Consider the following 16397-nt stretch of genomic DNA (forward strand, 5'->3'; position numbering starts at 1 on the left):
GGTCAGCAAATGTTTTGCTAACCTCTTGATATTGAAATTCTATTTGTTCGTTGCAACGCCTTGCTTACAAAATAAATGATAACAAGTAAAAGAAGCAAGGCCACAGGCGGCCATAATACCGAGCATCGGGGTGAAACTATCATTGTGTAAGAGGCTCACCAAAATACCCCCTACCGCTCCCATAGAGAAACGTGTCGTACCTGCTAAGGCCGTCACACTACCATTCAAGTTGCCAGCATGTTGCATCGCGCCTGCCATAAGGCCGCCACCTAGAATGCCAAGGCAACCGACAAAAATGATAATCGGCAGTATCAAAATAGATAAGCTAGATTTGGTGAAAAACATCAAACCAAGCATGATAAGAGAGCAAGCGAGTACCGCTTTTAATGCATACTCTGTGACTTTTTTAGCGCCAATTTTGTCGATAAGACGAGCATTGATGGTTGTTGCTAGCATCATGGCAATCATATTAAGGGCGAATAAGATGCCAAACATTTGTTCACTCACACCGTAAAACTCGATATAGACATAAGCTGAGCCTGTGATAAAAGTGATCATGCCGGTAAAGTGAAAAGCTCCTGTCAGTATATGCCCCATTACAAGCGGGTTTCTTAAAAGCTTGTAATAGTTAAGAAGGGCGCTTTTAAGAGCTAGTGGGTGGCGCTTTTCAGGGGCTAAAGTCTCAGGAATTTTAAAATAAAATAAGCTGGCGCTGATTAACGTAATCAAGGCTAGAAAGACAAAAATATAATGCCAATCTAAAACAAGTAAAATGGCACCACCTACAATAGGAGCAATCAGAGGCGCTACAGACATAACTAACATAATGTAAGACATGGCTTTGGCGAACTGATCTGGACTTAGTCCATCCTTCACTAAAGATTGGTTAGCTACAGCGACCCCAGCACCACCAAAGGCCTGTATGGCACGGCCTAACATTAGGCTATTAAAATCAGTGCTAAAAATACAAATTAAGGTGCCAATGAAAAAGACAGCCATGCCAAATAAAAGGACTTTACGACGTCCGTAAGCATCCGAAATAGGCCCGTACAAAAGTTGAGAAAAGGCATAAACACCAAGATAGATACTAATTGTTAGCTGAACCAGATTGATATCTGTATTAATGGATGCAGCAATGGCAGGAATACTAGGTAAATAAGTATCAATTGCTAACGGCGTTAACGCACTTAACAAGCCTAGAATTAAAATAGTCCCTAAATTTAGTGTCATTAGTGATTGCTAGCCTTATCGAGTAATGATAGTGAAGGGCGAGAGTATACGGGATTTTAAGAGGAAAGCGCATAGGCTAGTAGTTTTTGAATACTTGTCTTATTTTTTGCATTTTTTACCTGTGTTTCACACGAATTTTAACTTTCTGTTGTGCTAAATAAGCCTTGTCTTGTGTTAACCTAAAGTCTTTCCCTCCTTATTTTGAATACGCATTTTCAAAGGAGCGTTCTCTCTATTTTCTGTTGTCCCTCTCTGGGCAATATAAAGGATATTTATGTTAGGTTTTTTTGAAAAATGGACTCAACCTTTTCCTGATGATGAACCCTCTCAGCCACCTACTGGACTGATTGCTTTCTGTCGTCATTACACTAAAGGCTTTGGTCGGCCTTTAATCATAATGTCTTTACTGACTGCTTTACTGGCTATATTAGAAGTCATTCTTTTTGATTTTATGGGCAGGTTAGTAGATTGGCTTTCGACAAAAACACCGGAAACCTTTTTGCAAGAAGAAGGTATGAGCCTGATTTACATGTCACTCATGTTATTGGTCGCTCTTCCTATCGTGGTTTTTATCCATTCATGTGTCGTGCATCAAACCTTAATGGGGAACTTCCCCATGATGATACGTTGGATGGCTCACAGATATTTATTAAAACAAAGTGTGTCCTTTTATCAGGATGACTTTGCAGGTCGTGTTGCAACTAAGGTGCTTCAAACCTCGTTAGCTGTGCGTGAAGCTGTGATGAAATTACTGGATGTGCTGGTCTTTATTCTGGTGTATTTCATTTCCATGCTGGTGATAGTCGCACAATCGGATTGGCGTTTGATGTTACCAATGTTGGTTTGGCTAGTGTGTTATACCTGTGTGCAGGTTTACTTCGTGCCGAAATTGAAGCAGATATCTTCTTTGCAGGCTGATGCAAGGTCTACCATGACAGGTCGAATTGTAGACAGCTATACCAATATCAACACGGTTAAGCTTTTCTCTCATGATAAGCGTGAAGCTAACTATGCCCAAGAAAGCATGGATGGCTTTTTGGTGACGACATACAAACAAATGCGCCTAGTGACATTCTTAAATGTGAGTGTTCAAGGGCTTAATTATATCTTGTCATTCAGTGTGGCTTGTTTGTCGATTTGGTTATGGATGCAAAATGCGGTATCTGTTGGTGCGATTGCGATTGCGATTGCTATGGCGCTTAGATTAAACGGTATGTCCCAGTGGATTATGTGGGAAATCGGCGGCCTGTTTGAACATATTGGTACTGTGGCAGATGGCATGAAAACCTTGTCTAAAGCTCAAACCGTATTAGATAAGGAAGGGGCACCAAAGCTAAATGTTGAGAAAGGTGAAATACATTACCAGAATACGCGCTTTCAATATGGTAAAGAGGAAGGTGGCATAGACGGTCTGAATCTGAACATTAAAGCAGGAGAGAAGGTCGGGCTAGTAGGGCGTTCTGGTGCAGGTAAGTCTACTTTGGTAAATCTACTCATGCGTTTTTATGATGTGGAAGGCGGTAAGATCAAAATAGACGGCCAAGATATCAGTGACGTACAGCAAGATAGCTTACGTGCTCAGATTGGTATGGTAACTCAGGATACTTCCTTGCTGCATCGAACTGTGAGAGAGAACCTTTTGTACGGAAGACCGGATGCGACAGAAGAAGAAATGATAGCAGCAGCGAAACGAGCTGAAGCCCATGACTTTATTCTGACGCTGTCTGATCCTCATGGAAATGTTGGTTATGATGCCATGGTCGGAGAGCGCGGAGTCAAACTTTCTGGTGGGCAGCGTCAACGTATTGCCATTGCCCGTGTACTGTTAAAAGATGCGCCACTACTTGTGTTAGATGAAGCGACCTCAGCATTGGATTCAGAAGTTGAAGCTTCTATTCAAGTGAGTTTAAACCGCTTGATGAAAGGTAAAACCGTTATTGCCATTGCTCATAGACTTTCAACCATTGCAGCCATGGACAGACTCATCGTCATGGATGATGGCAAGGTAGTCGAACAAGGAACCCATGATGAACTCAGCCAATCTGGTGGTATCTACTCTCAGCTTTGGGCTCACCAAACTGGTGGCTTTCTAGCTGAAGACATAGAGCCTGAAGAAGAGCAATGCGTTTAAAGTAAAGACGCGCCTCAATAGTGAAAAACGCCCTTCTCATGAAGGGCGTTTTTTTATCTAAGGTGCTATAAAAAATGACTGAATTTCACTATAAAGTGTTTTAGGTAGAGGATAAGGTCATAAGGAGCTTTTGACGTGCTTTTTAACTCATTTGATAGTTATATAGAAAGCACACAACTTAGAAAGCAGTTTTAAAACAATGAGTTTTATGCCAATTTAAAGTTAGTAAACAATTTAGCTGTGATTTTAACTAGTTAATAAGTGTGAAGCGCTTACGTATTATTTTACGAGGAATATATGGCGATTTTTAATTCAATGAAGTCTTTGTTTGTTCTTATTGCGTTGGTCGCTTTAGGCATAACAGGTTGCTCAAGTCAAAGAATAAACACAAAAAGTAGTGTTATGGAGTATCTTTATCCGACAGCAGAAAACTATTTGGTAACGACTTCTACTCCACATTTAAAGCTACCTTTACGTGTTGGGGTCGCATTTGTACCTGAGAGTTCAGACAACAACTCCTCCAATAATATTTGGACAGGTAAATCTTATTCAGGACAAATTACCGAATTTAAAAAGAATCAAATTTTAGAGAGAGTTTCTGATAACTTCAGAGAGTTAAAGTTTGTGAGTAGTATAGAAGTGATTCCTTCAGCTTATCTTACTCCGGGAGGCAGCTTTTCTAATATTTCTCAGATTAAGACTATGTATGGCATTGATGTAATTGCTTTAGTTTCCTATGACCAAGTGCAATTTACAGATGAGGGTGCCTTGTCACTAAGTTACTGGACAATTGTAGGTGCTTACCTAGTGTCAGGTGAAAAAAATGATACAAGCACTTTAATGGATACGGTTGTGTACGATATTGAAAGTAAGTCCATGCTTTTTAGGGCACCAGGTACCAGCAGAGTGCTTGGTAAATCAACCTTGGTTAATTTAAGCGAGGAGCTGAGAGCAGATAGTATTAAGGGCTTTGAAGATGCCGCTGATGATATGGTGATTAACTTAAAAAATCAGTTATCGGTTTTCCAAGAGCGTATTAAAGAAAACCCTGAGAAAGTGAAAGTAAGCCATCGTGCTGGCGCCGGATCCTTGGGCTTTGTTCCTCTTATCATTCTGCTTCTTTTACTCGTTGCTTCTAGACTCAGAAAATATAATCACAGCCTTAAGTAGCTTCTCCTTATTAAAAGACCTTGTATGGCATCTACAGATGGCGCTCTTCAATAAGAGAAGAGCGCCTAGCGCCTTTATGAATAAATTTCTAACGAGTTTCAACTAATGATGCATGACAATGTTGGTTGAAAATTATACTTGCCACTCAAATAATTAGCTGTTAGCCTCAATGGCGATTTATTTAAGCAAATCCTCGAACTAAATTCCTCGATTTCAGTCTTATCTAAGAATGCGTAAGCAAGATTAAAAAATCCAAACGTTAAAGCTAAATTATTGAACAACGAAATACAGAAAATGTTGCGTCCTGTACTCAATTCCAATTAAGTTCACTATTTGTGATGGTGATAAAATAGAAGAACTTCAGAATTAAATCGTTATACGATAATGAGGCTTATTAGAAATGATGCGTAGTTTAGACTGCGCCTTTATAGTGAGTTTTATTATTACTATTATATTTAATGGTACACAGATCCAAGTTAAACAACCGGTTCACTCGATTTCGGTTCACAAAAATCGTGTCGTTTTCACTGATGCTCAAGGTGAAAAGAGTGCTCAGTTTTCAACGGTTAATGAACGCCGTGATTTTATTAGCAAGTTAGTGAATAGCTAGAAAACAAAGATAAACCCCAATACTTTCTATATTGGGGTCATTTCAATAAACCTTTCTTTATATACTTTCAATTTGATCTGGTTTTGTTCTCAAGCTTTTTTTAAGCAAGGTCAACAGATCCGTGGTCATCACAGTGGTCTCCATGCTGGTGGTGCAAGCGCCCATCAACAATATAATCTGTGTGATCCCCATGCTTTATCGCTTCATGGCCACAATCAGGCCCATGAGTATGGCCACCGCAAGTATTCACTGGGTTACAAGAATCAGCATTGGTACTACTCAGCTCGATAACATGACCATCACAGTGATCCCCATGAGGATGATGGAGCTCGCCATCAACTAGGTAATCAATATGGTTTCCATGTTTAATGGCTGTGTGTCCACAGTTTGGGCCATGAACATGGCCAGTGTGAGAGTGAGTGTTCGAACAAGACATTTTCTAAGCCCCCTGCAATTAATAATCTATTCCCTAAATAGATTAGTTGCTAACTTATAAAACCGCTATATCTATGTTTGATCAATCTCATCATGGAAGAGGTTCTACCTTTAAAAGATAGAATATAAAAGGTGGGCTTAAACTGAGAAATGAAAAGGCATCAATATGTATTTTGCTTTGACCATCTATCATGGCTATTTCAGATAAAAAACGCCCTTCGGTTGAAGGGCGCTCTTTTGCTCTACTACACAGGATTAGGCTTTAATTAAGCGCCAATCACACCGCCATCTTTACGTGTGATAACGATCACAGTAGAGCGGGGTTTGCTGTTACCGCCTTCAGGGAAGTGAGCATCAGGGTGTTGAATACCAACAAACATAGACTTGCTATCTGTGCTGAATTCTAGACCTGTGATTTCACAACCAACTGGGCCTGTCATGAAACGGTGAATTTCACCTGTATCAGGATCAGCGCATAACATTTGGTTGTTACCTTGCCCTAGGAAGTCACCTTTGTTTTTGTAGTTACCGTCTGTTTGAATCCATAGACGGCCACCTTGGTCAAAGCCAATACCATCTGGGCTGTTAAACATGTTGTGAGAACCAATGTTGTGGCTACCTGCATAAGCATCTTGATGCTGATTTGGGTTACCTGCCACTAGATATAGGTCCCAGTTAAACTTGTCAGCTCTGTGATCACCATTTGGTGGTGTCCAACGAACGATCTGACCATAGTGGTTTGCGGCTCTTGGGTTAGGGCCGCCTACTGGTTGACCTTCTTTACCACGGTTTTTGTTGTTAGTTAGTGTGCAATAAACTTGATGACCTTCTGGGTGTACTGCAATCCACTCAGGGCGGTCCATGGTTGTCGCACCAACATGTTTAGCTGCTTTACGTGTATAAATAAGCACTTCAGCTTGATCTGCAAAACCATTTTCTGGTGTTAGGCCATTCTTACCGAAAGTTAGCTCAACCCACTCGCCAGCACCTTTGTCCTGAGTCATTGAGAACTTAGCAACGTAAAGTGTGCCTTCTACTAATAGATTACGGTTAGCATCTGGGTTGTTGGCGTTGTACTTATGCTTAGAAACAAATTTGTAGATGTGCGCACCACGCTCATCATCACCCATGTAAGCGACAACAGTACCATCGTAGTTTACGTGGATTGCAACGTTCTCGTGTTTGAAGCGGCCCATTGCTGTACGCTTAAGCGGTGTTGATTTAGGATCTTTAGGGTCGATCTCAACAATCCAACCAAACTTATGAGGTTCATTTGGGTTTTTACCAAAGTCAAAACGCTCATCTTGTTTGTACCATTGGTAGCGTTTTTCGTTGTTTTTGATGCCGTACATTTTTTGCTCTTCTGTACGAGCCACACTTTCGTCTGCACCAAAGTAACCGTTGAAGTTCTCTTCACAAGTAAGGTAAGTCCCCCAAGGTGTAGACCCGTTTGAGCAGTTGTTCATGGTGCCGAAAACTTGTGTACCACTTGGGTCTTTTTTCGTTTTCATTAGATCATGGCCAGCCGCAGGGCCAGTCAATTTCATCTCTGTTTGAACGTGAATACGACGGTTGAAGTTAGAGTTGTCTAGTACACGCCAGTAGTTGTGTTGGTCACGTTCAACTTCCATAATAGACACACCATGAGCATGTTGAGCTTTTAGTACGTCATCTTTAGATAGACTTTCGCCACCGTTTGCGAATAGGTACTTGTAGTTAGTATATTCGTTATTGATAGCAAGAATTGCGCGGTTTTCGCTTAATGGAAATAAGCTCATGCCGTCAGTGTTGTCACCAAATTGTAGCGCTTGACTGGCTGCATTCGCGTTACCGCTAGGATCAAATTTTGGTGCGTTAGCAAATAATGGATCTCCCCAAGAAACCAAACTCTGCCACTGGTAGCCATCAGGTAAAACAACAGTATCTGCTGTCGATGTACCAATTGCGTCAAAGCCAATTAGTGGTGACTTTGCCATTGTGTGTTTGCCCATGCCAGATGCGACAGCATTACCAACACTAGAAAAAGCAAAGAAGCCACCAAGGCCCGCTGTTGCACTTGCACCAAAGAAGCGGCGACGACTGATTGCAGTATCAACTAGCTTATTGAAAGTTGGTTCTAGTGCTGTTATCTCGTTTTCTTGTATTGTTTGCTCTTGTGATTCTGACAAGGTTAACTCTTTGTTCTGTAATTCTTTGCTCATGGTATACATCAGTACTGCCCTACCTATTTTATTGCTATGAGAAGATTATTAAACGCGTGTTTAGTTTTAAGCCTGAACACAGGGTAGTGAGTCTTTGTTGCAATTAAATGGCAGTTTTAAGGCACTTTTTTGCTGTTTTTATTTCAGTTCAGTTAATCCTAAGAACTAAATATTAGATGAGGTTCAATAAGATGGTTAGAAAAAGTGGGTGACAGTTCACTCACTAATTCGTCATAACAGAAGGAGGGCGGGCTCTCACATACTTGAGTTAAGAGCCAAAGAAGAGAATTAATAAATATCAATAACAGCATTAAAGGCAATGACAATGCGATCTTTTTGTCCGAAATAAGTAAGGGCTGCATGTTTTAGGTAAGAAGGGAAAAAGATAATTTGGCCTTCTTTAGGTTCAAAATCCCACACACCTTGGCCACTTAAATAGGCAGTACCTGCATCTGAGTAGTGCTCAGCATTGACTCTAGGGTCATAAAATCGGTTTACACCATTACGTTCACCTAAGGTGCTTTCACCAGGGTCTAAATAATAAATGCCACACCATGAACAGTTAGGGTGTGAGTGAGCATCGTGGTAACCGCCGTTTTGTGTGACGTGGTACCAAGATTCAATAATATTTGCCTCGACTTCCACTTCTTCTGGCCAAGCTTCTTTATTTACTTCAAAAGCGACTTCAGCTAAAAGTTCTTCAAAAATACGTTTCAGCTCCATAACTTCAGGCGTGTCTGCTTCAAGGAAGTTTAACGGGCTTTCAAACAATTTATGTTTAGCGATGGGAGCAACAAGACTATCAATTTTCTCTTTTTGTTGATCCTTACATTGATAGATAAAGTCTACAAGCTCGTCCTTTAAAAACTCATGATCAGGTTGTTGGGCAATAAATAATGGCGTTGTCCAAGTTTTAATCGCTTCTATTGCAGCTGGCTCTGCAAGTTGAAAAGCGTCATCTAAGTCTAAGGTGTTATGGCTTGTCATAAGTTTCTCGTTCAAACGTTTAATCTGTTAATTTTAAAGCTTGTTGGAGGAGCTGAATACTAAAAATTATGAATGAGTGTTTGAAGCCTGATTTGTAGCAGATAGAGACGCTATTATTAATTTTTGAAATTAAATCTTTAGTTGTAAACCAAGAAAGCCTCCGCACTAGGGCGAAGACTTTCTCGGGGATATAACTTCAATTAAAACTAAGCAAGCTTAGTTTTTGTTACCTGTAAGCGTAACGTCTGAGAAGCTAGAGTAAGCATTGATCATAACGTATAGCTTATCACCAGAGCTTACTGACATGGTGCAAGACTCGTTATTGCCAGACTTGTATGGACGGCAATCCCAGTTGCTAGTTGTTGCTTCGCTGCCATTATTTACATAAAGGTCAGCATCACCATTAAAGTAAGAACCAGAGATAGCAATTGTTGCAGAGCTAGTATTAGCAGGTACAGTGTAAACATAGTTTAACTGGCTACCTGTGCTTGCACTTAGGCCAGAAATGGCTTTGCCATCTTCAAGAACACCTTCTTCTGGCTCAACAACGACACCACAGCTTGAATCAACACCAACTGTTGTGAAAGCGGCTTCAACATCTGTTGTATCAAAACCATAGTCATCTGCTGCTTTCATGACACCACAAGCACCTTCATCATATGTGGTGTTAACACCCCAATATAGTTGGTTAGCCAGTGCAAATGCTTGGAAAGCTGTTTTAGTGTTCCAGCCATTAGTGTTAGCTAGTAGATAGAATGCACGATTATAAACACCAGAACTATAATGTACATTTAGACCATCATAGTAATCATCGGCGTGATCAATCGATTTACCATCACGGCTTGGCGTATCCATATAGCGTAGTGCACCATTTGCTTTAAAGATGTCTGCACCTACCTGCCAATCGTTTGTGCCTTTCATGTAGTACTCAGCGGCTTCACCTGCCATATCAGAGAAAGCTTCGTTAATACCACCACTTTGGTTTGCATATTCAAGGCCTGAGTTTTGCTCTGTGAAGCCGTGTGACACTTCGTGCGCAGAGACATCAAGACTTACGAGAGGGTAGAAAGTTGAATAACCATCACCAAAGGTCATTGCCGAACCATCCCAAAATGCATTTTCATAATTATTGCCGTAATGCACTTTCATTTTTAGTTGGAATGTTAAAGGTGCTGTGCCCATGTAGTCTTGGAACATGTCATAAACAACATTACCAAAATAGTGAGCATCATTTAGTGGAGAGTAAGCGCCGTTAGCCGCTTTCTCGTTGTTATCAGGGCAAGTGAACTCATAAATGCTGCCGCCAGATGTCCTGTTGTTCAGGTCATAAGTTGCAACATTGTCTGTTTCCATACGGCAGTCAGAGTCAACTTGTAGGTGACCATAATCAGTACCATAGTAGTAAACGCCTGTTTTTTCGTTACCACCTATACCTGTCGCATTCTGGCTGGCAACGGCTTCTACTGATTGACCGATGATTTCGTTGCTTTCAGTAGATTGTCCAATGATTTTGTCATTGTGTGACGGTGCAGATTGACCGATTATGCCATGATTTAGTGCGTTCCAAGATTTGTAAACCTTACCAGAATTCGCATCGATGAAGCTAATAGGGCGAGCTGGAGTGTCGCCGCCAGTAAAGATATCTACTTTGTAAACTAGGTGAGCAGTTTGGCTTTCATCAAGCCAAATAATTAAATCAGCGCTGCTTCTTTCTGGTTTAGTTAGACCATCCTTACGTAACGCGATTGCAATGGCTTCTTTTTCACTTAAATCAGCGCTTACTGAAGTCACGTCATTGCCAATGTTAGCAATATAGTTACCTACTACTTCGCTTATTTGGCCAGATGCGTCGCGTTTAGCAGACAAGGAGTGTCCATACACCTCAATTCCGTTGAACTGTTGACGTAAACGTGCTTTTTTAACAGCCTTTACATCATGACTCTTAAAAGAGTTTTTACTATCTAAATTAAGGGCTTGCGGCAAATTAGTTAATGATTGACCAACAATGGACTGGCCAATAATTGACTGATTCTGGTCTGCTTTAAGTTGCACTATGTCAGCGGCTTGCGCAGTTGTCATATACATCAAAGCAGGTACTAAATAAGCTAACTTTTTCAATTTCATTACAATCTCCATTTGCTCTTATTATTTATGGTTTTTGCGATTGTGATTAATCGTTTTGCCATAAGTTTTTTTTGCTTTTTAAGCACTTTGTGTTGCTCATTTATGCTTCCATTCGTGCGTTTTATAGTCAATCTAATGTCAACTTTTACTAATAAGTTCACGTTTCTGACCTTAAAAGTGTCATCAGTTGGCACTAAATGTGAAATGTATGCGTGATTTGTGTATATATCTTTTTAACCGTTGACTTTTAATTTTAAAAAAAACGTTTTGAACAATAAGGTTATTAAATTGAAGTGATTTTTAACTTTGAAATCGGTGTGGATTGTCTGTCTTTTTGTGTAAATGAGCAGCGAATAAGAAAAGAGCGAGATACTTGCAGAAAACTTGATCTAGCTTTGGATATTTGAATTAGCAGAGCTATGGCTCGAATTCTATTGATCTAGGTTAAGAGAGATTTTGAAAAAGCTGATATTTTGCCTGCTCACTAGATCAACCAATCAATAAGGACAGAAATATGAAAAAGATAGTACCTCTGAGTGTCATGTTGGCGTTAGCTTCTCCAATGGTAATGGCTCATGAAGAAGGGGATTTTTTCATGAGAGGCGGATTAGCCTCAGTAATGCCAAATGAATCCAGTGATAACGTTTTAAACACTGGTGAACTAGAGCTTACAAATGATATGCAAGTGGGTTTAACTTTTACCTATATGATGACTGATAATGTGGGTATCGAGTTATTAGCGGCAACCCCTTTTACCCATGATGTTTCTACAAATGGTTTAGGTAAGATTGCAGAAGTGTCTCATTTACCACCGACTCTGATGGGTCAGTACTACTTTGGTGAAGCGGACAGCAAATACCGTCCTTACCTAGGTGCAGGTTTAAACTACACCACTTTCTTTGAAGAGAAAGGTTTCGGAGCGCTAAATAATACAGAAGTAGAACTAGATGATTCATTTGGTTTAGCTGTACAAGCTGGTATTGATGTTGAAGTAAATGAAGACTGGTTTTTTAATGCGTCACTTTGGTATATGGATATAGACACAGAAGTAAAAACAACAGTGGGTACCTTTGATGCCGAGATCGACCCTTATGTGGTTATGATAGGTATGGGTTACACCTTTTAAGTCTTAATTCTAGAAAGAATTAAGCAATTGCGATCAAGGCAAGGAAAGCCTTACTTCGCACCTCTGATAAGAGAGTAAATTAGCACTGGGCTGACTGTCTTTATTCAGCTAGCCCTTTTACTCCTAAACATCCTACTTATATATAGTCGTAACCAAAAAAGACATCAGGGTCTATGGTCGACTTTTTCACTTTCAAGCGGTTTTTTACATCCTCGCTTATTTTAGGACTATCCAGTCGATATAGCCCGCTACCTTTTAATGCTTCCCTAATGTTGATGCTTGTACCTAAAAATTCATAGGTAATATAACGACAGGCAGGGTCTCGACCGTGAGTACTAGAAACACCAGCATTAATGCCATTTAAAAATTGAAATTTGGGTTGATAGGTTGGATAAAGAATAGCCATAGATAGGTTCTTCTTTAATAGGGACTCCATTTCAATAATGTAAATGCGATCTGAAATCAGTGAAACTACGCCAAAGTATTTAAAGGTAAAGCAAGGGCCCTTTTCTTCATCTACTTTATCCATTTTCTCAATGGTCTTACAAAAAATGCGATCGTCTTTAACATAAAAGTGTGCCACAGATTTCGCTATATAGCCTGGGAATCCCATAGAGTGGCAATAAACATTATAGAAACCAAGGTAGCGGGTTAGGTCCTTGTCAGCTTTTGGGTAAGTGATCTCTAAAAGGTTTAATAGGTGTTGTGAGTCAGAGCTAATTGACTGCTTTGGGGCTTGTTTGCTCAATGCGACAAATTGTTGATGGGGTAAATTGATGACATCTGAATCACACTGAAAATAATCGCAAATCTTAATTAAATTTGAATTTGATGGGCGTGATATTCCACTTAGATATTTATTAAATTGCTGTCGGTTAATATCTAGGTCACGGCACACTTTAGAAATAGATGACTTCTGATCACATAGGTAGCGTAAATTGCTAGCTAGTTCACTTTCGACCTTTTCTGCTGTCGCTAGTTTATGCTTTTTTAAGCTATTGGCATCTAACATTGCTCTATTTTTACCTTACTCGCGAAATTGAAGCTCTCTAAATATGGAGAGTAAACTTTCCTTATAACTTAAGCACGTAGCTCCTTAGATAACAATCTGTTAAGCCGATTTAGTTATTGATATCAAAAAGAGAGTAAAGCCTGCCTTAAGACTTTTAGGACCAATTTGGTGAGATTTATATGAAGATATTGATGGCTGGATTTCAGCATGAAACCAATACGTTTTCTCCTATACCTGCGTTATATAGTGACTTTGTAAAAGCAGATCTTTGGCCGAAAATGATTTTTGCCGATGAAATGCTATCTGTATTTGATGGTATGAGCTTGCCAAGCACTGGCTTCATGAGAAGCGCAAAGCAGGCTGGTCACGAACTTTCACCTTTACTTTGGTGTTCGGCTGAGCCAAGTGGTTTGGTTGATGATCAGGCATTTGAAGATATCATGTCACAACTTTGCCAAATGATATTGACTGAATCTGACTTTGATGCCGTTTATCTTGATCTGCATGGCGCTATGGCTACGGCCAAATATGATGATGCAGAAGGTGAGTTGTTAAGACGGATAAAAACGATTGTTTCTGATGATATTCCTATTGTTGTGAGTCTTGATTTTCATGCCAATGTATCGCCTTTAATGGTAGAGCAAAGCGATCTTATTAGTATTTATCGTACTTACCCTCATATCGATATGATTGAAACAGGTGAGAGAGCCTTTGAGTACCTAATCTCTTGGTTAGAAGGTGGGCTACGTTACAAACAATTGTGTCAAATCCCTTATCTCATCCCTTTATCCGCCCAGTGCACAAATGATAAACCCAATAAACAGCTATACCAATATTTAGAGCAGTGGGATCAAGATAGTGCACAAGGATTAGAGCTGGCATTAGGTTTTCCACCTGCTGATATCTATGATGCAGGTCCTGCGATTGTGGCTTATGGCAGTGACAAAGCGATCTTAAGGCAGAGTGTTAATAAGCTATATGGCACAGTGCTTGAAGCTGAACAGATTTATCAAGATAAGTTATTAGAAGCTGATGAAGCGATTGAGCTCTCTTTAAAGCATCTTGCTAAACATTCCCAAGGCACTGTCATCCTAGCTGATGTGCAAGATAACTCTGGAGCAGGTGCCACCAGTGATACCACAGGCATTCTTGATCAAATGATAAAAGCCGGTGTTAAAGGTGGCGTGGTTGCAGCTATTTGTGATGCCAAGTTAATAGAACAAGTGCGGGTTATTGGTGAAGGCCAATATATAGATGCACAAGTGGGAAACCATTTTAGTTTCAACTCTGAACCTGTAATAGGGCGTTGGTTAGTCGAAAAAGTCACCGATGGCTGCTTTACCTGTACGGGTGATATGTATTCTGGTGCTAAAGCCAATGTGGGTGGATTAGCTTGTTTGCGCTTGCAATCTGATGAAGCTGACATTCGCGTTGTGATAAGTCGTGATCGATTTCAATGTGTTGATCGCTCTGTGTTTCATCATCTTGATATCAAGTTAGATGAATGCCGTATTTTGGTGCTTAAAAGCACAGTGCATTTTCAAGCTGACTTTGCCACTATTGCTAGCAAAATGATGCAGGTAGTCTCTCCTGGTGCTCATCCATGTCGCCTTTCTAATCTTGCTTATCAAAACCTCAGAAACAATGTTCGCCTTGGACCTTGTGGCCCTGCTTATAAGAAAAAAGTGACGCTGACTAGCGAAGGGGGAGCATAAAAAAAACTTGTATTAGCGAAATTGATATTAATTAGCAGGCTTTTATATTGAGAAGACGTTGTTAATTCACAGCTAATCAAGATTATCGCTTTCAATGAAATGTAAACAAATTAGCGATTAAACAGCGATCTAGTTCAGCTTATACAGAGGTGAGTAATGCGATTTGTAATAGCCATGATGCAACATGAAACCAATACGTTTTCGGCACAGCCGACACCTTATGAAGCGTTTGCTGGTGGTACTGGCTATGCAATGCCTCCCCAAGGTGATGTTGCAAGAGCAGCATATCAAGATTCAGGTTTTCCTATCGATGCCTTTTTAGATTTTGCTGATGGTTTAGGAGCAGAGGTGGTACTACCTATTGCCGCAAATGCTGATCCAAGTGGCGCGGTTGATAACCTTGCCTTTGAGTCAATTGCGTCACAAATTTGTGAGGCTGTATCACAAGGTTGTGATGCCGTTTTATTAGACCTTCATGGCGCAATGGTGACACATGAGTTTGAGGACGGTGAGGGAGAACTGCTTAAGCGTATTCGAGCAATTAATGCAGATTTACCAATTGCAGTTACTCTAGACATGCATACTAATCTCACACAAGACATGGTTGATAATGCCTCTATTATTACTGGCTATCGGACTAATCCTCATATTGATATGTACGAAGCAGGCATGCGCACTGCGTATACTTTACTTAAGACATTAGAGGGTAAAGTTAAGCCTAAAATGTTGTGGCAGAAGCGCCCTATGATGCCTCATTTGCTAAAGCAAGCCTCATCTGAACAGCCTATGAAAGACGTGCTTGCCATAGCGTCTAAGGTAGAAACAAATGAAGACGTGTTAAATGTGACACTATTTACTGGCTTTCCTCTAGCAGATATATCCCATGTAAGTGTGAGTTGTTTGGTTGTCTATGATGCTTTAATTCCTTCTCAAAAAGTCATGAGTAATGCTGTCATTGAAGCTGTTTTGGATGCTGCTTGGCAGCAAAGAGAAGCCTTTGTTTATCAGCAAGACCCAATTTACGACACGATTTCTTTCGCTAAAAGCTTAAATCAGTTTCCGGTTGTTCTGGCTGATCATGGTGATAACTGTGGTGCTGGAGGCAATGCTGACAGTATGGCTGTGATTAAAGAGGTCATCTCACAAGGTTTAGAGCAGGTAGTTGCTGGACCAATTTGGGATGCAACGGCAGTGGCTAAAATGGCAAAAGCAGGAGTCGGTGCTGACGTTGATCTGAGTATAGGTGGTAAAAGTGATGTGCCAAGTTTACAGCTTAAAGGTCAGCCATTAACACTTAAGGGCCGAGTAAAGTCGATTCATGATGGCCGCTTTAAATTGAAAGGGCCAATGATGCCTGGTTTCCAGGCTGATATAGGCATGAGCGCGGTATTGGATACTGGCTCGCTAGAATTAATTGTTAGCAGTAAGCGTTGTGAACCTTACGACCAAGCTTACCTGTCTCATACCGGCATCGATCTTAGTCAAAAAAAATACATTCTTATTCATTCTCGGCTGCACTTTCGAGCCGCCTTTGAACCTATTTCAAAACATATTATCAGTGTCGCAGGTCCCGGTGTTTGCCAATCTGATTACAGCTTATTCCCATTCAAAAACTTGAGGAGACCCATTTTCCCTTTGGATAAATTTTGATAGATA

Annotated in this window: 12 protein-coding genes; 6 read left to right on the forward strand and 6 right to left on the reverse strand. The window is 40.4% G+C overall.

All coding sequences use genetic code 11. From position 1 onward, the window contains the following. Window positions 1-39 precede the first annotated feature (39 nt). Window positions 40-1230 (reverse strand): Bcr/CflA family multidrug efflux MFS transporter, encoded by a 1191-nt coding sequence (locus TW85_RS10310; protein ID WP_046017021.1) that lies wholly within the window; start codon window positions 1228-1230, stop codon window positions 40-42. Window positions 1231-1504: 274 nt separating this feature from the next. Here TW85_RS10310 and TW85_RS10315 point away from each other — a divergent pair, with 274 nt between their 5' ends. The 3 genes from TW85_RS10315 (at window position 1505) to TW85_RS10325 (ending at window position 5141) form a co-directional block, all read left to right on the forward strand. Further along, the gene (locus tag TW85_RS10315; RefSeq protein WP_046017022.1) at window positions 1505-3361 is read left to right on the forward strand and encodes an ABC transporter ATP-binding protein; all 1857 of its coding nucleotides are present in this window, start codon (window positions 1505-1507) and stop codon (window positions 3359-3361) included. A gap of 297 nt (window positions 3362-3658) precedes the next feature. Continuing rightward, window positions 3659-4531 (forward strand): rhombotarget lipoprotein, encoded by an 873-nt coding sequence (rhlP, locus tag TW85_RS10320; protein ID WP_046017023.1) that lies wholly within the window; start codon window positions 3659-3661, stop codon window positions 4529-4531. Between the two features lie 400 nt (window positions 4532-4931). Next, window positions 4932-5141: a hypothetical protein gene (locus tag TW85_RS10325; RefSeq protein WP_046017024.1), complete on the forward strand. Its 210-nt coding sequence runs from the start codon at window positions 4932-4934 to the stop codon at window positions 5139-5141. Window positions 5142-5241: 100 nt separating this feature from the next. Here the strand turns inward: TW85_RS10325 and TW85_RS10330 are convergent, their stop codons facing one another. From TW85_RS10330 to TW85_RS10345, 4 genes are all read right to left on the reverse strand, one after another. Then, window positions 5242-5577: a hypothetical protein gene (locus TW85_RS10330; RefSeq protein WP_046017025.1), complete on the reverse strand. Its 336-nt coding sequence runs from the start codon at window positions 5575-5577 to the stop codon at window positions 5242-5244. Window positions 5578-5842: 265 nt separating this feature from the next. After that, window positions 5843-7777 carry a PhoX family phosphatase gene (locus tag TW85_RS10335; RefSeq protein ID WP_238326199.1) on the reverse strand — a complete coding sequence of 645 codons (1935 nt, stop codon included), beginning with the start codon at window positions 7775-7777 and terminating at the stop codon, window positions 5843-5845. A gap of 288 nt (window positions 7778-8065) precedes the next feature. Further along, the gene (locus TW85_RS10340; RefSeq protein ID WP_046017026.1) at window positions 8066-8764 is read right to left on the reverse strand and encodes a putative 2OG-Fe(II) oxygenase; all 699 of its coding nucleotides are present in this window, start codon (window positions 8762-8764) and stop codon (window positions 8066-8068) included. A 216-nt stretch (window positions 8765-8980) separates the two neighbouring features. Continuing rightward, a complete protein-coding gene (locus TW85_RS10345; RefSeq protein ID WP_238326200.1) occupies window positions 8981-10888 on the reverse strand; it encodes a M4 family metallopeptidase in 1908 nt (635 codons plus the stop codon). A gap of 514 nt (window positions 10889-11402) precedes the next feature. On the opposite strand from TW85_RS10345, the gene TW85_RS10350 reads away from it, so the two are divergent. Then, the gene (locus TW85_RS10350; protein ID WP_046017028.1) at window positions 11403-12014 is read left to right on the forward strand and encodes an OmpW family outer membrane protein; all 612 of its coding nucleotides are present in this window, start codon (window positions 11403-11405) and stop codon (window positions 12012-12014) included. 136 nt (window positions 12015-12150) lie between these two features. Here TW85_RS10350 and TW85_RS10355 read toward each other — a convergent pair whose 3' ends face one another. After that, entirely contained in the window at window positions 12151-13026 is an 876-nt protein-coding gene (locus TW85_RS10355; RefSeq protein WP_046017029.1) for a helix-turn-helix transcriptional regulator, read from the reverse strand. 179 nt (window positions 13027-13205) lie between these two features. Between TW85_RS10355 and TW85_RS10360 the strand changes: the two genes are divergently transcribed. Then, window positions 13206-14741 (forward strand): M81 family metallopeptidase, encoded by a 1536-nt coding sequence (locus TW85_RS10360; RefSeq protein WP_046017030.1) that lies wholly within the window; start codon window positions 13206-13208, stop codon window positions 14739-14741. A gap of 156 nt (window positions 14742-14897) precedes the next feature. Continuing rightward, window positions 14898-16391, forward strand: a complete 1494-nt coding sequence (locus TW85_RS10365) for a M81 family metallopeptidase (RefSeq protein ID WP_046017031.1) — start codon at window positions 14898-14900, stop codon at window positions 16389-16391. Window positions 16392-16397: the final 6 nt, after the last annotated feature.

The sequence above is a fragment of the Marinomonas sp. S3726 genome, from assembly GCF_000967665.1.
Lineage (GTDB): Bacteria > Pseudomonadota > Gammaproteobacteria > Pseudomonadales > Marinomonadaceae > Marinomonas.

Excerpts from the sequence above, each read along its gene's own strand:
- TW85_RS10335 (WP_238326199.1), bottom strand. The coding sequence starts at position 7,777 with ATGAGCAAAGAATTACAGAACAAAGAGTTAACCTTGTCAGAATCACAA.
- TW85_RS10360 (WP_046017030.1), top strand. The coding sequence starts at position 13,206 with ATGAAGATATTGATGGCTGGATTTCAGCATGAAACCAATACGTTTTCT.
- TW85_RS10310 (WP_046017021.1), bottom strand. The coding sequence starts at position 1,230 with ATGACACTAAATTTAGGGACTATTTTAATTCTAGGCTTGTTAAGTGCG.
- TW85_RS10365 (WP_046017031.1), top strand. The coding sequence starts at position 14,898 with ATGCGATTTGTAATAGCCATGATGCAACATGAAACCAATACGTTTTCG.
- TW85_RS10325 (WP_046017024.1), top strand. The coding sequence starts at position 4,932 with ATGATGCGTAGTTTAGACTGCGCCTTTATAGTGAGTTTTATTATTACT.
- TW85_RS10315 (WP_046017022.1), top strand. The coding sequence starts at position 1,505 with ATGTTAGGTTTTTTTGAAAAATGGACTCAACCTTTTCCTGATGATGAA.
- TW85_RS10350 (WP_046017028.1), top strand. The coding sequence starts at position 11,403 with ATGAAAAAGATAGTACCTCTGAGTGTCATGTTGGCGTTAGCTTCTCCA.
- TW85_RS10340 (WP_046017026.1), bottom strand. The coding sequence starts at position 8,764 with ATGACAAGCCATAACACCTTAGACTTAGATGACGCTTTTCAACTTGCA.
- rhlP (WP_046017023.1), top strand. The coding sequence starts at position 3,659 with ATGGCGATTTTTAATTCAATGAAGTCTTTGTTTGTTCTTATTGCGTTG.
- TW85_RS10345 (WP_238326200.1), bottom strand. The coding sequence starts at position 10,888 with ATGAAATTGAAAAAGTTAGCTTATTTAGTACCTGCTTTGATGTATATG.
- TW85_RS10330 (WP_046017025.1), bottom strand. The coding sequence starts at position 5,577 with ATGTCTTGTTCGAACACTCACTCTCACACTGGCCATGTTCATGGCCCA.
- TW85_RS10355 (WP_046017029.1), bottom strand. The coding sequence starts at position 13,026 with ATGTTAGATGCCAATAGCTTAAAAAAGCATAAACTAGCGACAGCAGAA.